At 65.1% G+C, this 14,801-nt stretch carries 12 protein-coding genes; 4 read left to right on the top strand and 8 right to left on the bottom strand.

The features are described 5' to 3' along the window. Position 1: 1 nt before the first annotated feature. The 6 genes from GKC30_RS06725 to GKC30_RS06700 all read right to left on the bottom strand — a co-directional run bounded on the left by GKC30_RS06725 (position 2) and on the right by GKC30_RS06700 (position 7,518). The gene (locus GKC30_RS06725) at positions 2-1,375 is read right to left on the bottom strand and encodes an SH3 domain-containing protein (RefSeq protein WP_367614012.1); all 1,374 of its coding nucleotides are present in this window, start codon (positions 1,373-1,375) and stop codon (positions 2-4) included. A 90-nt stretch (positions 1,376-1,465) separates the two neighbouring features. Continuing rightward, complete coding sequence (locus GKC30_RS06720; protein ID WP_155933340.1) at positions 1,466-2,038, bottom strand: flavin reductase family protein; 573 nt, start codon at positions 2,036-2,038, stop codon at positions 1,466-1,468. Between the two features lie 102 nt (positions 2,039-2,140). After that, positions 2,141-3,145, bottom strand: a complete 1,005-nt coding sequence (locus tag GKC30_RS06715; protein WP_155933338.1) for an asparaginase — start codon at positions 3,143-3,145, stop codon at positions 2,141-2,143. Positions 3,146-3,236: 91 nt separating this feature from the next. After that, positions 3,237-5,849 (bottom strand): [protein-PII] uridylyltransferase, encoded by a 2,613-nt coding sequence (gene glnD, locus GKC30_RS06710; RefSeq protein WP_155933336.1) that lies wholly within the window; start codon positions 5,847-5,849, stop codon positions 3,237-3,239. Between the two features lie 105 nt (positions 5,850-5,954). Beyond that, the gene (locus tag GKC30_RS06705; RefSeq protein WP_155933334.1) at positions 5,955-6,293 is read right to left on the bottom strand and encodes a P-II family nitrogen regulator; all 339 of its coding nucleotides are present in this window, start codon (positions 6,291-6,293) and stop codon (positions 5,955-5,957) included. 22 nt (positions 6,294-6,315) lie between these two features. Further along, positions 6,316-7,518, bottom strand: coding sequence for an ammonium transporter (locus GKC30_RS06700; protein ID WP_155933332.1), 1,203 nt, complete (start codon positions 7,516-7,518; stop codon positions 6,316-6,318). 237 nt (positions 7,519-7,755) lie between these two features. Between GKC30_RS06700 and GKC30_RS06695 the strand changes: the two genes are divergently transcribed. Beyond that, a complete protein-coding gene (locus GKC30_RS06695; protein WP_155933330.1) occupies positions 7,756-8,199 on the top strand; it encodes a hypothetical protein in 444 nt (147 codons plus the stop codon). A gap of 116 nt (positions 8,200-8,315) precedes the next feature. On the opposite strand, the gene serB is transcribed toward GKC30_RS06695, so the two are convergent. Beyond that, on the bottom strand, positions 8,316-9,524 hold the full coding sequence (gene serB, locus GKC30_RS06690) for a phosphoserine phosphatase SerB (protein WP_155933328.1): 1,209 nt from the start codon (positions 9,522-9,524) through the stop codon (positions 8,316-8,318). 182 nt (positions 9,525-9,706) lie between these two features. Between serB and GKC30_RS06685 the strand changes: the two genes are divergently transcribed. After that, on the top strand, positions 9,707-11,221 hold the full coding sequence (locus tag GKC30_RS06685; RefSeq protein ID WP_155933326.1) for a hypothetical protein: 1,515 nt from the start codon (positions 9,707-9,709) through the stop codon (positions 11,219-11,221). Positions 11,222-11,223: 2 nt separating this feature from the next. On the opposite strand, the gene GKC30_RS06680 is transcribed toward GKC30_RS06685, so the two are convergent. Beyond that, positions 11,224-12,066: a mechanosensitive ion channel family protein gene (locus GKC30_RS06680; RefSeq protein ID WP_155933324.1), complete on the bottom strand. Its 843-nt coding sequence runs from the start codon at positions 12,064-12,066 to the stop codon at positions 11,224-11,226. An 86-nt stretch (positions 12,067-12,152) separates the two neighbouring features. Between GKC30_RS06680 and corA the strand changes: the two genes are divergently transcribed. Both corA and GKC30_RS06670 read left to right on the top strand, forming a co-directional pair. Beyond that, positions 12,153-13,205, top strand: coding sequence for a magnesium/cobalt transporter CorA (gene corA / locus GKC30_RS06675; RefSeq protein WP_155933322.1), 1,053 nt, complete (start codon positions 12,153-12,155; stop codon positions 13,203-13,205). 114 nt (positions 13,206-13,319) lie between these two features. Next, entirely contained in the window at positions 13,320-14,798 is a 1,479-nt protein-coding gene (locus GKC30_RS06670; protein WP_155933320.1) for a sensor histidine kinase, read from the top strand. Positions 14,799-14,801 lie beyond the last annotated feature (3 nt).

Here is a 14,801-nt window from a genome sequence, read left to right as displayed (position 1 = left end):
GCTATGGGGTCGCGCCGGATGCCGGGCCGAGGGTGTTAATGGAGGTCACGGTCTCCAGGAGGATGCCGTCGGGCCGCGACAGGGTGGGCAGCTCAAGGCCCGGCTCCAGGGTGGTGATGACCGCGCTGCCGATGACTTCGCGGCCCGGCTTGCCCTGGTGCATGGTCCGAAGGCCCCAGACCGCGTGAAAGACCACGGGTTCGCCGTCGTGTTGGCCGATGTAGAGCATGATGTGGCCGGGCTTGCCTACCAGGGTCATGAACGGGGTGGCCCGGGCCAGGATGAACCGCTTCTTGGCCTGCCGGTCGAGTCCGGCGATGGTCGCCACCTCGCCGGAGGCCGCCTGGGGCCGGGAGTTTCGCGGCAGGAAGATGCCGAACGGGGCCATCAGGTCCATGACCGCCATGGAGCAGTCGCGCCCCTCGTACAGCCCGCCCCAGCCGTAGGGCCGCCCGAGCATGGCGTTGATCAGCGCGGTGAAGTTGGCGGGAGTGGCCGCAAGGGGCGCTGGCCGGACCACGGAAGAGGGCAGGAAGGCCACCTGGGCCACTGCATCGCCGCGGCGATCGCGCACCGGGATGACCAGGGCCATGCCATTGTCGCCGAAACCGCCCTGGAGCACGGGCAGAATCCAGCCGATGTGGGCGTCGAAGCGGAACACGCCGTCTCCGTCCACCACGGGCACGTCGTCGCGGACGATGGCGGCGTAAGTGCCGGTGCGAAAGAATGTCTCAAATCCGTCGTCCACCCAGGCGATGTCCGTGGCCCTGACCCAGCCGAAGGCGTACCGCGCCTCCACCAACACCCAGGCCCGATCCTCGCTGGTGTGGGTGGCGAGCAGCGGCGTACCCGCCGCCACCAGGGAGTTCTGCATCATGTCAAAGGGGAACCCTTCGCCAGCCCGGGAGGGGTCGTAAAAGGTGGGCGGCAGGGTGGGCAGCACCCGCATGTTGACGTTGGTCACGGCAATGGCCCGGCGGTTCATGGAAGGATAGCTGTCCGCCCGTGCGTAGCGGCCCAGGCGCTTGATCCAGTCCGGGTCGCGGGCCAGGGTGTTTTCGCCGAAGAGGTGCGCCGTGCCGAAGTGAGTCAGCCCCCAGTAGGCTGCGTCGGCCTCGATGGGCGTCCGATCCGGCTCCCACGGGGCGAAATGGGCCTGAAGAAACTCCGCGTAGGCCAGGGTCTGTGCTGTGTTTGCAATGAGCGGCTGTTCGGGATCAAGGCCGTGATACACCCCGGCGTCCTGGGCCAGGGGAATCAGGTCGGCCGCCGGCCCGTCCGGGGTGCGCGGGGTGCAGCCGGTCAGAACCAGGATCCAGACAAGGGCAATGGCCAGGGACGGCCGGATGGTCCGCGCAGGGCGGGATTTCTTCACTATTGCGATGGGGCGCACAGAGGTTCTCATTTCCGCATTCGATCTGCTTTGGTCCGAAAAGTCAATACGCCTGGGATGGCCCTGGCCGGGTCACTTCATGAACGCCTTGCCGACATGGAAGCCCTTGGCCACCATCGGCCCCAGGCCGTGGTAGGTGCCAGCGCCCGGAGCATAGACCAGGGGCTGCACCAGGGCCGGGTCAGGGTGCTTGCCGTCCAGCAGCTTGTCCGCATCGCACTTCACATCCTTGATTTCGCCCACCATCAGGGTGTGGGCGCCCAGGTCGTGGGAATGGATCAGGGCGCACTCCATCACCAGGGGAAACTCGTCGATATAGGGGGCGTTCACATGCTCGCCGCGAACCGGGGTCAGGCCCGTTGCCGCGAATTTGTCCGTCTTGCGCCCGGAGACCAGACCGAGAAAATCCGCCTCGGCGGCCAGGGCTTGCGGGCAGACGCTGACGGTGAACGCCTTGTGGCGCATGATACCCGCATAGGTGTGGCGGCCCGGCCGCACCGATACGGTCAGGCAGGGCGGCTGAGAGCAGCAGATGCCGCCCCAGGCCGCGATCATGGCGTTGGGCCTGCCTTCTTCGTCGTAGGAGCCAACGGCCCACACGGGTGTTGGCAGGGCCAGGGTGGCCGGGCCGAGAGATTTTTTCATGGTCCGCTCCTTGTTTTTCCTGAGCCTATGCCAACCCGGGACAAAAGAAAACCGGGGAAAGCCTCTCCCTGTTCAGGGCGCTGATGCTGCGGAGCTTCTCTGTCATGCGTCCTCGAACAGGGCGCGGATGTGGTCCGGGTCGCGGGTGGTGCCCAGGGCGCAGATGAGTCGCAGCCGGGCCTTGGGGCCGCCCAGTCGGCCGCAGAGGATGACCCCCAGCCCGGCCAGATCGGCCCCGCCGCCGGGATAGCCGTAGATGGGCCAGACTCCGCCCTTGATGCAGCGGGTGGCCAGGACCACGGGGATGCCTTGGTCCAGGCACACGCCAAGGGCCGGGACAACGGCTGGCGGCACATTGCCTGCGCCGAATCCCTCAACGACAAGCCCTTGTATTCCTAGGGTTAGCAAGTGATCGACAAGCGATCGGTCCATCCCGGTGTACGCGGTCAGGAGCGGCACGTTGGCGCCCATGTCCACCGGGTGGAGCTTGCGGCGCGGGGTGTGGGTCAGGGCGCGATCGGCCAGGATGACGGACTCGCCCGCCACATAGCCGACAATGCCTCCCTCGCGGGACTCGAAGGCATCCACGTTGAGGGAGTTGACCTTGACCGCGTCGCGGGCGGCGAAGAGGCGGTCGGTCATGAGCACACAGGCCCCGGTGCCGGGCGGCAGGGGGAGCAGGCAGGCGCGTACAGCGTTGATCAGGTTGCGGATGCCGTCGTAGCCGGATTCCGAATAGTAGCGCATGCTTCCGGTCAGGATGACGGGCTTGTCCGAGTCGATGACCATGTCGCAGAGGTAGGCGGTTTCCACCAGCACGTCGGTGCCGTGCAGAATGACTGCGCCCAGGGTCTGCGGGCGGGCCAGGGCAGCCTCCACCTCGCGGGCCAGGGCAAGCATGTCGGCGGGGGTCATGTGCGGGCTGGGTTTGTCCGACCAGGCCACGGGGCGCAGGGTCACACCCGGTCGCTGGGGGGCCAGCTGGTTGAGCAGCTTGTGGAAGTTGCCGCCCGGCGCCACGCCGGGCATCCCCTCGGCCGGGGTCATGCCGATGGTTCCTCCGGTGAAGAAGACGGCGATTTCTCCCTGTCTCTCTGTCTCTGTCATGGGTCGCCCCGTGCTGGCTGAAGTTGGTCGCGATGCCTCACGCCCGATGTTGCAGAGTTTGACGCAAAGCGCAAGGCCGGTGCGCGGGTACTCAGGCCGGTTCTGCCGCGGCGAGCAGGGCGCGGCGTAGGGACTCGATTTGTCCGGGCTCGGTCAGCCTGCCGCCTGAGCGGTGGCGAACGTGGAAGATGTCGGCGGCGCGGCCCTTGATGGTGGCGATTTTGGCCAGGTGGATGGACAGGCCGTGGGCGGCCAGGGCGCGGGCCATGTCGTGCAGGAATCCGATGCGGTCCGGCGCGGCCACTTCGACCACGGTGAAGGCATCGCTGTCCCGGTTGTGGATGGCGACCAGGGGGCGCAGTCTGGGCGATAAGCCGTTGCGGGCCAAAGGCGACCTGCGCCGCTCGGCCAGCCGGGATTCGAGATCAAGGCGGTTCGTCAGGGCAAGGGAGATGGAGCGGCTGACTCGGGGCCAGACCTCGTCAAGGAACAGGGCGTCGGGCGGCTGGGTTACGGTGAACACGTCCACGGCCGTGCCGTCGGCCCAGGTGAAGAGCTCGGCGGCCAGGATGTTCACCCCGTGCAGGGCCAGGGCTCCGGCCATGACCGCGAAAAGTCCGGGTCTGTCCAGGGCCGCGAGGGTCAGGCGGCATGTCTCTTCCGCCGGGCCGGGTCCGGCCTCGGCAAGGACAATCCCTTCGCCGCCGGAGCCTGTTGCGCCGGGATGATTTTCCCGGCGTTCCCGCGCCACGGCCTCCCACAGGCGCCGCACCAGCCGGATGTGCCCGGCCAGGGTCTCCGGGGCCAGGGCAAAGAGTGCGCGTCGGGGCATGGCGTTTAAGGCGGCGTCGACCGTATCCCTCTCCTCCGGGAGTGTCGCGGCCAGCACGGCGGCCCGAATCCCCTCCACGCGGCCAAGGGGGCCCGGCTCGGCGGCGATGCCGTGCAGCAGCTGCCGACGCACCTTGAAATACAGCTCGCCAAGCAGCGAGCGCGACCACGTGTTCCAGGCCCGCGGGCCGGTGGCCATGGCGTCGGCCATGGACAGGAGATATAGCGCGTCGAGGCGTTGAGGGGTTCGGACCAGTCCGGCAACCTCCCCGATGACCCCGTCGTCCGCCAGATCGCGTCTTGTGGCGGTCTTGGCCAGAAGCAGATGGTGGCGGACCAGGAAGGCCACCTCGTCCACGGTCCTGGCGTCGCGGCCGAAGCGTTCCAGAACCCTGGCGGCGATGGCTGTACCCGCCTCGCAGTGGTCGGGCTCGTTCTTGCCCAGGTCGTGGAAGAATCCGGCCAGCACGAGGCGGTCATGGTCCGCGATCCGGGCCGCGATCTCTCCGGCCCAAGGGGCGTCCCTGTCCGCTTCCGCCGAGGCGAATCCGGCCAGCCGGGAAAGGCAGGCCATGGTGTGACGGCCCACGGGGTGGACGTGATAGTCGTTGAACTGGATCAGGTGCTCCACCTGGGCGAATTCCGGGATCAGGGCGGGCAGGAGCCGGGTTTCCAGCAGTCCGTCGCAGGCCGGGCCGGAGCGCGGGGAAGAGAATATCTCCACCAGGGCGGTAAGGGTGGCGTCCTGGTCGGCAAGCCCCCGGACTATGCGCGGCAACTGGCCGCGAATCACCCGGCGGGTGTTCCAGGTCAGGGGCAGGCCGGAATAAGCGGATTCGAGAAAGGCGTCGAGAACCGTGGCCGGGTCCGCCTGGCTCCGGGAAGTCAGGCTTACGCCGCGTCCGTCCATCGCCACACCCATGCGGGTGGCTCGGGCGGTTTGTTCCAGGGCCGGGAATGCCTCCTGAAACAGGGCTTCGCGCATGGCCTTGATCCGGGTCATGGCCTGATGCAGGCGCGAAAGGAAGAACTCCACGGCCCGGCCGGTGGCTTCGGGCCCGGTGCCGGGTGCGGCAAAGCCCATGAGCCGGGCGGTTGGCGGCTGGAGGTCGAAGAAGAGGCGGTCGGTCTTGCGCCCGGCGCAGAGGTGCAGGGCGGTGCGTACCCTGTTGAGAAACGCCTGATCCTCGCGCAGCCGGGCCAACTCCTCGGGCAAAAAGACCGGCTCAATGCCGAGGGCCTCCATGACCCGCTGAAGCCAGAAGACCTGCTGACCGTCGCGCAGACCGCCCAGGCCGTTCTTGAGTTCGGGTTCGAGCATGGCGCTGGCGTCGCCGTACTGGGCGGCGCGGGAGGCGTTGTGCCTGCGCAGGCTCTGGACAAAGATGCGGCCGTGGCCGCGCAGGGCCTTGGTTGCAAAGGCGTCGCACAGTCTGCGGAACACCTCGGCGTCTCCGGCCAGAGGGCGGGCGTCCATGAGGGAGGCGAGAACCTGGAAATCCTTGCCCGCCAGTGAAATGCAGTCAGCCACGGTGCGTACGCCGTGGCCGAGGTCAAGGCCGAGATCCCACAGGGGGAAGAGCAGTGATTTGACAAAGGGCTCGGCCTGGCCGGGAATGCGTCGGGCAAAAATGAGCAGAATGTCCACATCCGAGCCCGGGCAGAGTCTGCCCCGGCCGTAGCCGCCCACGGCCACCAGGGCGAAGCCCGGTGGATGTTCGCCTATCTCCTTGACCCGCTCCTCGAAGTAGCGATCAACAAGGTGGGTGCATTCCCAGGGGAATCCTGCCACAGCGCCGCCCCTGGCCCGTTCGAACAGGGCGTCACGTCCGCTCTTGAGGCGCTCGGCTGAGGGAGGAAGGGCGGTGTGCATGGCTTCCGATGGATTGGGGCGGGCGGCGGGAAGGGGGTTCCCGCCGCCCTGGGGATGACCACGCCCCGAACCTGGGCCGGGGCGCGATGTGGTTGCCCTGGGGTTTTAGACGGCATCCTCGCCGGTCTCGCCAGTGCGGATGCGAACCACCTCGTCCACGGGGGAGACGAATATCTTGCCGTCGCCCACTTGGCCGGTGTGGGCCGCCTTTCTTGCGGCCTCGACCACCTGGGCGGCGAAATCGTCCTCCACCACCACGTCGATCTTGATCTTGGGGACAAAGTCCACCTGATATTCCGCGCCGCGATAGACTTCCTTGTGACCGCCCTGGCGGCCGAAACCCTTGACCTCTCCGACGGTCATGCCCTTGACCCCGATGCCTGCCAGGGCCGTCTTGACCTCGTCGAGCTTGAAGGTGCGGGTGATGATCTCGATTTTCTTCATATGCGTATCTCCTTGGGGCTCGTTACCACTGATAGCCGGTCTCGCTGTGTTCGGCGATGTCCATGCCCTTGTCCTGGGCCGCGTCGTCCGCCTTGAGGCCGACGGTGGCGTCCACCACCTTGAAGATGACGAAGGTCATGGCAAAGCAGAAGGCCCAGGTGGCGACCACGGAGACGAACTGTACCCACAGCTGGTGTCCGTTGCCAAGGAGCAGTCCCTCGGCCCCGATGGTGGCGAGCACTCCGGTGGCAAGGGCGCCGTAGGTACCGCCCAAGCCGTGGATGCCGACCACGTCCAGGGCGTCGTCATAGCCGAGCTTGTTCTTGAGAATGATGCCGCCGTAGCAGATGACGCCCGCGCCCAGGCCCAGCACGAGGGCGGCCATGGGCGAGACGAATCCGGCCGCCGGGGTGATGGCCACAAGGCCCGCCACGGCGCCCGAGGCCGCGCCCAGCGTGGTGGGCTTGCCGCCGTGGACCCACTCGGCCACGATCCAGGACATGGCCGCTGCCGCTGTGGCCAGATGGGTGGCCACGAAGGCGCTGGCGGCCAGACCGTCGGCGGCCAGGGCGCTGCCCGCGTTGAAGCCGAACCAGCCGAACCAGAGTATGCCCGCGCCGAGGATGGTCATGGGCAGGTTGTGAGGGATGAACGCCTGGGAGCCGTGCCCCTTGCGCTTGCCGATGAGGATGGCGCAGCACAGGGCTGCCGCGCCAGAACTCATGTGGACCACCGCTCCGCCTGCGAAGTCGAGGGCGCCCATCTCGTCGAGCCAGCCGCCGCCCCAGACCCAATGGCACATGGGCGCGTAGACCAGGAGCAGCCACAGGGCCGAGAAGACCAGAAAGCCGGGGAATTTCATGCGCTCGGCAAAGGCTCCCGAGATGAGGGCCGGGGTGATGACCGCGAACATGCACTGGAAGATCATGAAGGTCAGGTGGGGCAGGTTTTCGGCCGGTGAGCCCGCATTGTCCATGCCCACGCCGTCGAGGAAGGCAAAGTCCAGCCCGCCGATGAGGCCGCCTATGTCGGTGCCAAAGGCGAGGGTGTAGCCGACCACGGCCCAGAGCACGGACACCAGCCCGAGCATGATGAAGGACTGCATGATGGTGGCGAGCACGTTCTTGGAGCGGACCAGTCCGCCATAGAACAGGGCCAGGCCCGGGGTCATGAACATGACCAGAGCCGCACAGATGAGAATGAAAGCGTTGTCGACGAAGTTCATTGTGGTACCTCCGGCGGCGGCTATTGCAAATCCGGGGCCAAAGAAATCCGGCCGAATTTCCTTGCTTTCCACAAGAACGTGCATTTTGCCCTTAACAAAAGTGGCAAATTTTGCAAAATCTTTTCATAAATGTAAAACAAGAAGCTTTCCGCCGGGCGGCTGGACGGGTTGACCGCGGTCCGGCCGGGTCCTATGCTTTATCGGACCGCGCTGTCTCCCGTACCAAGGAGGTCCCGCATGACGCGAAGCCGCAGCGCCGTGATCGTTTTCTTTCTGCTGGCCCTGGCCGTGGGCGTGGCCTTGTCCCTGGACTACACCGACACCTACGTGGCAGAGCGGTTCCGCAAGGCCTTGGCAGCCGGGCAGTACCGGCCGGGCGAGCCTTTTTCCCTTGACGCCTTTCTTGATTACCATGACTGGGATGCGGTCTGTTTCGTGGGGCCGGGGCATGTGCCCGAGCTGCGCAACCGCTTCGGGCTGGCCTATTCCCCGGCCGTGCGCCAGGGCAGGTGGAGTCTGGTTTTTGTCCGCGCAGACGCCGTGGTTGCCGAGGTGGCCCTGGCCAACGAGGAGCTGGCTCCGCCCGAGCCGATGCCGGGCATCTGCCTTGAGCGATGGGCTGCCTTTGTCAGCATTGAGGAAGACGCCCTTTCCCGCCGACTGACGGTCCTGGGGCATTGACCGTTTCAGGCCGGATGTGGCGGGATTGTCAAAACCGCGTTCTCGGGGCTTTGCGGATCAAGGCTTGGAGCGCATCACGGCCCGGCCGGGCCTCTTTTTCCGCCGCTTCCCTGTCCCTAGCGGACATCCCGATCGCGGACGCCTATGAGATAGAGGATCGAGTCGAGCCCGAGGTTGGAGATGGCCTGGCGTGCGCCTTTCTTGACTTTGGGCTTGGCGTGGAAGGCGATGCCGAGGCCCGCGAGGTTGAGCATGGGCAGGTCGTTGGCCCCGTCGCCCACGGCGATGACCTGCTGCAGGCTGATGCCCTCCTGGTCGGCAATGGCCTGGAGCAGCTCGGCCTTTTTTTGTGCGTCCACAATCTCGCCCAGGGCGCGGCCCGTGAGCTTGCCGTCCACTATCTCCAGCTCGTTGGCGTGGACATGGTCGATGCCCAGCCGCTCCTTGAGAATGTTGCCGAAATAGGTGAACCCACCTGAAAGGATGGCTATCTTGTAGCCCACATTCTTGAGGGTGGAGATAAGCCTTTCCGCTCCTTCGGTCAGGGGCAGCCGCTCGGCCACCCGGCACAGCACGGACTCGTCGAGCCCCTCAAGCAGCGAGAGGCGCTTGCGCAGACTCTGCTTGAAGTCCAGTTCGCCGCGCATGGCCGCTTCGGTGATGGCGGCCACCTGCTCGCCTACCCCGGCTTCCTTGGCCAGCTCGTCGATGACCTCTGCCTGGATCAGGGTGGAGTCCATGTCAAATGCCACCAGACGCCGGTTGCGGCGGAAGATGTTGTCTTCCTGGAACGCTATGTCGGCTACCAGCTCGGCGGAGATGTCGAGGAATTTAGCCCGCAGGGCGGCAATGTCCGGGGGGGTGCCGCGCACGGTGAACTCCACGCAGGCGCGGGAGTTCTGTGCCGGCCGACCGGCCAGGGGCACTCGGCCGGAGAGGCGATGGATGGTGTCGATGTTCAGGCCCGACTCGCTGACCACGGCGGTGATGGCCGCGATCTGCTCGGCCGAGATGGACCGGGCCAGCAGGGTGATGATGTGGCGCTGCTTGTCTGCCTCTCCCACCCAGGAGGCGTAGTCGGACTCGGCCAGCGGGTGGAGCTTCATGGTCACGCCCAGTTCGTGGGCCTTGAAGAGCAGGTCCTTGAGTACGGGCTGGGAGTCGTGAGGCAGCCGAACGAGGATGCCAAGCGTCAGGAAGTTGTGGATGACCACCTGGCCGATGTCGAGGATGTCCACATTGAATCCGGCCAGCACCTCCGAAAGCTCGGCGGTAAGCCCTGGCCTGTCGTTGCCGGTCACATGCACCAGTATGATCTTTTCCATGCGTCTCGCTCCCCTGCGCGGGTTTTGCGGACCTTGGCACAAATCGGGTCGGCAGTAAATGGCGCGGCGGCGAGGGTGGCGGGGCGGGCTTTCCTTTTGGCATGCAATGTTGCATATCGAAAGAGGGCGAAAGCGCCGGGGAATCGACATTTCGGGCAACCAGAAACGAGGCGAGCAAGACCATGACCCTGCTGAAACTGGCGAAAGAGCGATTTGGCGACCTGACCGAGGTTGAGGAAAAGCTGTTTCTGGATATTCAAATGGACGGGATGGCTATCTTCCTTGACGACTTGGAGGACATTGATCCCTCCACCGCCGATTTGCCAGAACTCCCCGCCGAGTGCGTGGCCTGGCTGCTGACGGACAGAAAGGTGGGGGAGCTGATCACCCACCGGGGCGTGACTGTAGTCGGGGCGAGGTTGACCGGGGTGCTGGATGCGTCCTTTGCGCGGTTCCCGTGGCAGGTTAATCTATTCCATTGCCATGTGTCGGAGGGCCTGAATCTTCGGGAAGCCTCCTTGGGCCTGCTGCGTCTTTCACGCTCCCATGTCGGATGGTTGAGCGCCGATGGCATGGGGGTTTCCGGGGATGTCTTCCTTGGACAGGGCTTCACCGCCTGTGGCGAGGTCCGTTTCCTGGGAGCGAGCATCGGTGGGGACTTGGAGTGCAGTGGCGCAACTTTTGACAATGCCGGCGGGTACGCGCTGAGCACGAATCGCATGAAGGTTTCTGGGGCGGTTTTTCTCAACAAAGGCTTCAGCGCAGAGGGCGAAGTGTGCCTTGTGGGCTCATCCATAGGCGGGAAGCTTGAGTGCACTGGCGGCAGCTTCCAAAATTCAGGCGGCGACGCTCTGAACCTTGAAGCCGTCACCCTGTCTGGTGCCGTGTATTGCAATGGCATGGCCGTTGACGGGCGTGTCAAAATCGAAAACAGCTCACTGCACAGAAAGCTGCATCTTGCCGATAACATATGGGAGGCGGGAAGCTCCCTTTCGCTGATCGGGACATCGGTCAATGTGCTTTGCGATGGTAATGGGGCATGGCCGGACAAGGGGAATGTGCGCCTGAACGGATTCACCTATGAGGCGATCCACGATGAAGCCACCAAGGACGTTGCCGAGCGCCTCGCCTGGCTCGACCTTCAGCCGGATGACGAATACCGGCCCCAGCCCTATGAGCAGTTGGCGGCGGTGTATGCGCGAAACGGGTTTGGCAGTCAGGCCAGGAAGGTGCTCATCGCCAAGAACAGGCGGCTGGCAAGGTTCTATCGGCGCGACATGGCGGCTGGTCTCAAGCGTCTTTTCCGGTCATCGGGCGAAGCGGTATTGCCGGGATACGGTTTCCTGCCCGGAATCTGGCACCACGTTCTCGGTGCGGTGGTGGGCTACGGCTATCGGCCGCAGCGGCTTTTGTACCTGGCGCTGGGCATGGTGGCTTTGGGCTGGCTGCTGTTTGGCCTGGGCGGGCAGGGGGCCATGGTTCCGGCCCTGGACGGGGCGCAGGGGCATCCGCCGTTTCATGCCTTGATCTATTCCCTGGACACCTTTCTGCCCTTGGTCGATCTGGAGCAGAAGAACCGCTGGGTGCCGGACGGCCGGGTCTGGTGGCTGGGCTGGTATCAGGTCTTGCACATCCTGATGGGCTGGTTCCTGACCACCATGGGCGTGGCCGCCCTCATTGACCGCCTCAAGCGGTAGCCCTACTCTGTCTGCATCGCTGCCAGCTCCAGCTCTCCCGGGGCGAGGTGGCCGAGGACGCGGGTGATTATGAAGTCTTCGCTTTCGCGGATCAGGCGGGTGCGGCAGAGGTGGCGCAGGGTCAGGCGGATGCCGCCCGGTGCCACGGTGACATAAACCCGGGGGGTCATCTCGCGAAAATAGACCGAGCGGCGCTCGAAGGCGGCCCGGATCTTGTCGAGGTCCATGGATTGCGACTCCCGGTACGCCTCGGCTGCGTCCAGCAGGATGGAGCGCGCCCGCTGCCAGTCGCTGGCCGGGGTCAGGGTCAGGCGCAGCTCGTGCCAGAGGTAGCCCGCGCCCCGAGTGTGGTTGACCACGGGCAGGGTCAGGACATGGGCGTTTGGCACCTTGACCAGCTTGCCCGTGCTGTGGCCCGTGGTGCCGCAGCCGCCGGATTCGAGCAGGGTGAAGTAGAGCACGCCCTTGGCGATGACATCGCCCGCGTTCTCGCCCACCTGGACCCTGTCGCCGATGGCGAAAAGCTCGCGCCAGAAGATGACGAAGGAACCGAGGAAGTTGAGGATAAACTCCTTGGACACGATGGTCAGGGCCGCGGCCACAAAGGTCAGGGCCGCGAAGACCGGGCTTAATCCCTCGAACCAGATGAAGACCAGCCCGACGACAAAGGCGATCATGGTCGCATACTTGATGGCGTGGGGCGTCTCGGCCACGGGTCTGCCGCGGCGGGTGGCAAATGACCGGGCCATGCGGGCCAGGACCAGCAGGGTCAGGGCCAGGGCCACGGTGTGGGCCACCTTGACCAACTGGGGATTATCAAGAATCTGGAGGATCAGCGCATCCATGAAAACTCCCGCGTGGACATAGGTGGTTTCGTCGGTATATTTTGATAGCAGGAACCCAGGCCCATGACAAATCAAGGGAGGCGCCCATGTTCGATTCCCTGCGCTGGATGCGCGTCAAGCACGACAGCCCTCCGGGCTCCCTGATCTATGCGGGCGAGGGGCGCGACTTCGCCCCCTTCGTCGAGGTGTGCGCCTACTCCCGGGACGCCCTCATGGAACGGCGGCTGGACCCTGGCGAGAGCATCGCCCCTGCGCCGGATCGAGTCAACCTCGTGGTGGTGGTGGGCATCCATGATGCCGAGACCATCCGCCGGGTGGGCGCTGATCTCGGTTTCCCCGCTCTGGCTCTGGAGGATGTGATGAACGCGGGCCAGCGGGCCAAGTTCACCTTGGCAGACGACGAGACCGCCTTTGTCGTGCTCAAGCATCTGGCCGAGATCGATGGAAGCTTGGTCAGCGAACAGGTCAGTCTGTTCTGGCGCGACAATCTGGTGGCCGTGTTCCTCGAGCGCGAAGACGACCTGCTCGACGGCGTACTGGCCCGCATCCGCAAGGGCAAGGGGCGCCTGCGCTCCGAGGGAGGTGCGTATCTTCTGTGCGCCATTCTCGATGTGCTGGTGGACTGCAACATGGCCGCCCTGACCCGTTTCGGTGAGCTGGCAGAGGCCCTTGAGGCCCGTCTGGAGGGCCGCACCACCGATGATCTGCTGGGGCGCCTCTACACCCTCAAGCGAGAGGTGCTCCTGCTGCGCAACCAGCTGGTGCCCATGCGCGAAATGTTCAAGGCCCTGCTGGGCGAGGATGCGGACCTGCCCGAGCCGGTGCTGCCCTTTCTGCGCGACGCGGCCGGGCATCACGAGCAGACCGTGGACGCGGCCACCACGCTCCACGACATCCTCAAGTCCATGATCGACTACCAGATATCGCTCCTCTCCATGCGGACCAACCGGGTCATGCAGTTTCTCACGGTCATCGCCACCATCTTCATCCCGCTGACCTTCATCGCCGGGGTCTACGGCATGAACTTCGAATACATGCCCGAACTCTCCTGGCGTTACGGGTATTACTATTCCCTGGCGATCATGGGGGCGGTGGGCGCAGGCATGCTCGTCTACTTCCTGCGCAAGCGTTTTTTATGATTCTCGCCGGTTTTTTCGCGCATTGCTTGTCTTCGGGCTGTGCAGGACGTATATTGTTCGCAATCGTGGGCCATGGTCCGATGCGGACAACGGCCCGGCAGACAGGGAGGCCGCATGCGGTTCGCCGACGATTCCCGGCGCGAGGAAGCCAGGACCCGGCTCGACTTCGACTCCGACGAGGAGCGGTTCGAGTATGTGGTCCGGCGCATCGAGGAAAAGCTCGACGACTACGAGGGGTACGACTTCACCCTGCGTCAGGTGCGTGCCCTGAACATTTTCTTCGAGCTGGCCCAGGAGGTGCGCGGGCGGGACATGTTCTACGCCGTGTGCATGATGATCCCCAGGGTTCTCTTCGGTCTTGAAAGCTCCATTTATCTGCTGGAGGACGAGGAGACCTTTGCCCTGGCCGATTGCTCCACGGACCGATGCGCCTTTGAGCCGGTGCGTACCTGGGACCACGAGCTGACGCACCATGTCATCCTCTCCGGGGACCGCCTGCACATCCCCATCCGGTGCAATCCCCACTATGCGGACATGCTTCCCTTTCAGCCGCCCCACAACATCCTCGGCTCCTTTGTCCTCCACCCCTGCGGAAACACCCAGGGCCACGAGTGCCTGTTTCTTGAAAAATACGTCAACCGCGTGGGCTACCAGCTCCATCAGCGCATCATCCGCTCGCGAAACCGGGAACATCTGCGGTTCATCAAGTCCATGGTCCAGGACATCGGGCACAACGTCATTGTGCCCAACATGTACTTCAAGCTCTATTTCAACCGGCTCAAGCGGCAGATCGAGGAACTGCACATGACCACCGAAGGGGTGCTCATCCACATGGCCCGCTGCGCCGACGGGGAATGCGTGCGCCAGGGCGAGCGGCTGGCCCGCACGGCCGCGGCCATCGAGGCCCAGTACCAGGAGATCTACCGCCACTACGAGACCACCTCCATGTTCCTTGAGACCCTGTTGCGCCGTCGCCACTTCGAGGAGGGGCGCTATGTGCTGGAAAAGCGCGAGGTGGACCTGCGCACCGGGGTGCTGGAGCCGCAGCTGGAGCGCTACCGTCAGGCCCTGGAGGACCGGGACGTGCAGATCGGCTACCAGCTCGGCGGTGCGCCGGACCAGGAGGTTCGCATGGTTATGGACCGGGGCCTCATCGCCCAGGTCTTTGCCAACTTCCTCTCCAACGCGGTCAAGTACACCGAGCCCGGAACCCTTCCCGACGTTGGCCGGGGCAAGTTTCTTTCCTACGGCTGGCAACTGCTCAAGGATTACTACGGACCGGGCCGTCCGGCCATCCGGCTGTGGGTGATCACCACCGGCCCCCCCCTGCGACTGGACGATCCCATGGCCGTGTTCAAGCCCGGATTCCGGGCCGACAATGTGGCCAGGGAGAGCGGCACGGGCAGGGGGCTCTACTTTGCGCGTCAGGTTGTGGAGCTGCATGGTGGCAGCGTGGGCTACCGCCACGACGGGCGCGGCAACGAGTTCTACTGCCTGCTCCCCTTCGAGCAGGAGCCAAGGGAAAAACACGCCGCCCCCGAGTCGATCAGCCAGGACGCCGCGACCGTGGAGTGCGGCGATTCGCGGCAATGAGTC

Origin of the sequence: Pseudodesulfovibrio alkaliphilus (genome assembly GCF_009729555.1) — a bacterium.
Classification (GTDB): Bacteria; Desulfobacterota; Desulfovibrionia; order Desulfovibrionales; family Desulfovibrionaceae; genus Pseudodesulfovibrio; species Pseudodesulfovibrio alkaliphilus.
The sequence above is the reverse complement of the archived record's forward strand: the minus strand, read 5'-3'. Positions and strand labels throughout refer to the sequence as shown.

Coding starts and splice junctions, on each gene's coding strand:
- GKC30_RS06680 (WP_155933324.1), bottom strand. CDS start 12,066: ATGGATGCGCTGATCCTCCAGATTCTTGATAATCCCCAGTTGGTCAAG.
- GKC30_RS06700 (WP_155933332.1), bottom strand. CDS start 7,518: ATGAACTTCGTCGACAACGCTTTCATTCTCATCTGTGCGGCTCTGGTC.
- GKC30_RS06670 (WP_155933320.1), top strand. CDS start 13,320: ATGCGGTTCGCCGACGATTCCCGGCGCGAGGAAGCCAGGACCCGGCTC.
- GKC30_RS06705 (WP_155933334.1), bottom strand. CDS start 6,293: ATGAAGAAAATCGAGATCATCACCCGCACCTTCAAGCTCGACGAGGTC.
- GKC30_RS06720 (WP_155933340.1), bottom strand. CDS start 2,038: ATGAAAAAATCTCTCGGCCCGGCCACCCTGGCCCTGCCAACACCCGTG.
- GKC30_RS06715 (WP_155933338.1), bottom strand. CDS start 3,145: ATGACAGAGACAGAGAGACAGGGAGAAATCGCCGTCTTCTTCACCGGA.
- glnD (WP_155933336.1), bottom strand. CDS start 5,849: ATGCACACCGCCCTTCCTCCCTCAGCCGAGCGCCTCAAGAGCGGACGT.
- GKC30_RS06685 (WP_155933326.1), top strand. CDS start 9,707: ATGACCCTGCTGAAACTGGCGAAAGAGCGATTTGGCGACCTGACCGAG.
- serB (WP_155933328.1), bottom strand. CDS start 9,524: ATGGAAAAGATCATACTGGTGCATGTGACCGGCAACGACAGGCCAGGG.
- corA (WP_155933322.1), top strand. CDS start 12,153: ATGTTCGATTCCCTGCGCTGGATGCGCGTCAAGCACGACAGCCCTCCG.
- GKC30_RS06695 (WP_155933330.1), top strand. CDS start 7,756: ATGACGCGAAGCCGCAGCGCCGTGATCGTTTTCTTTCTGCTGGCCCTG.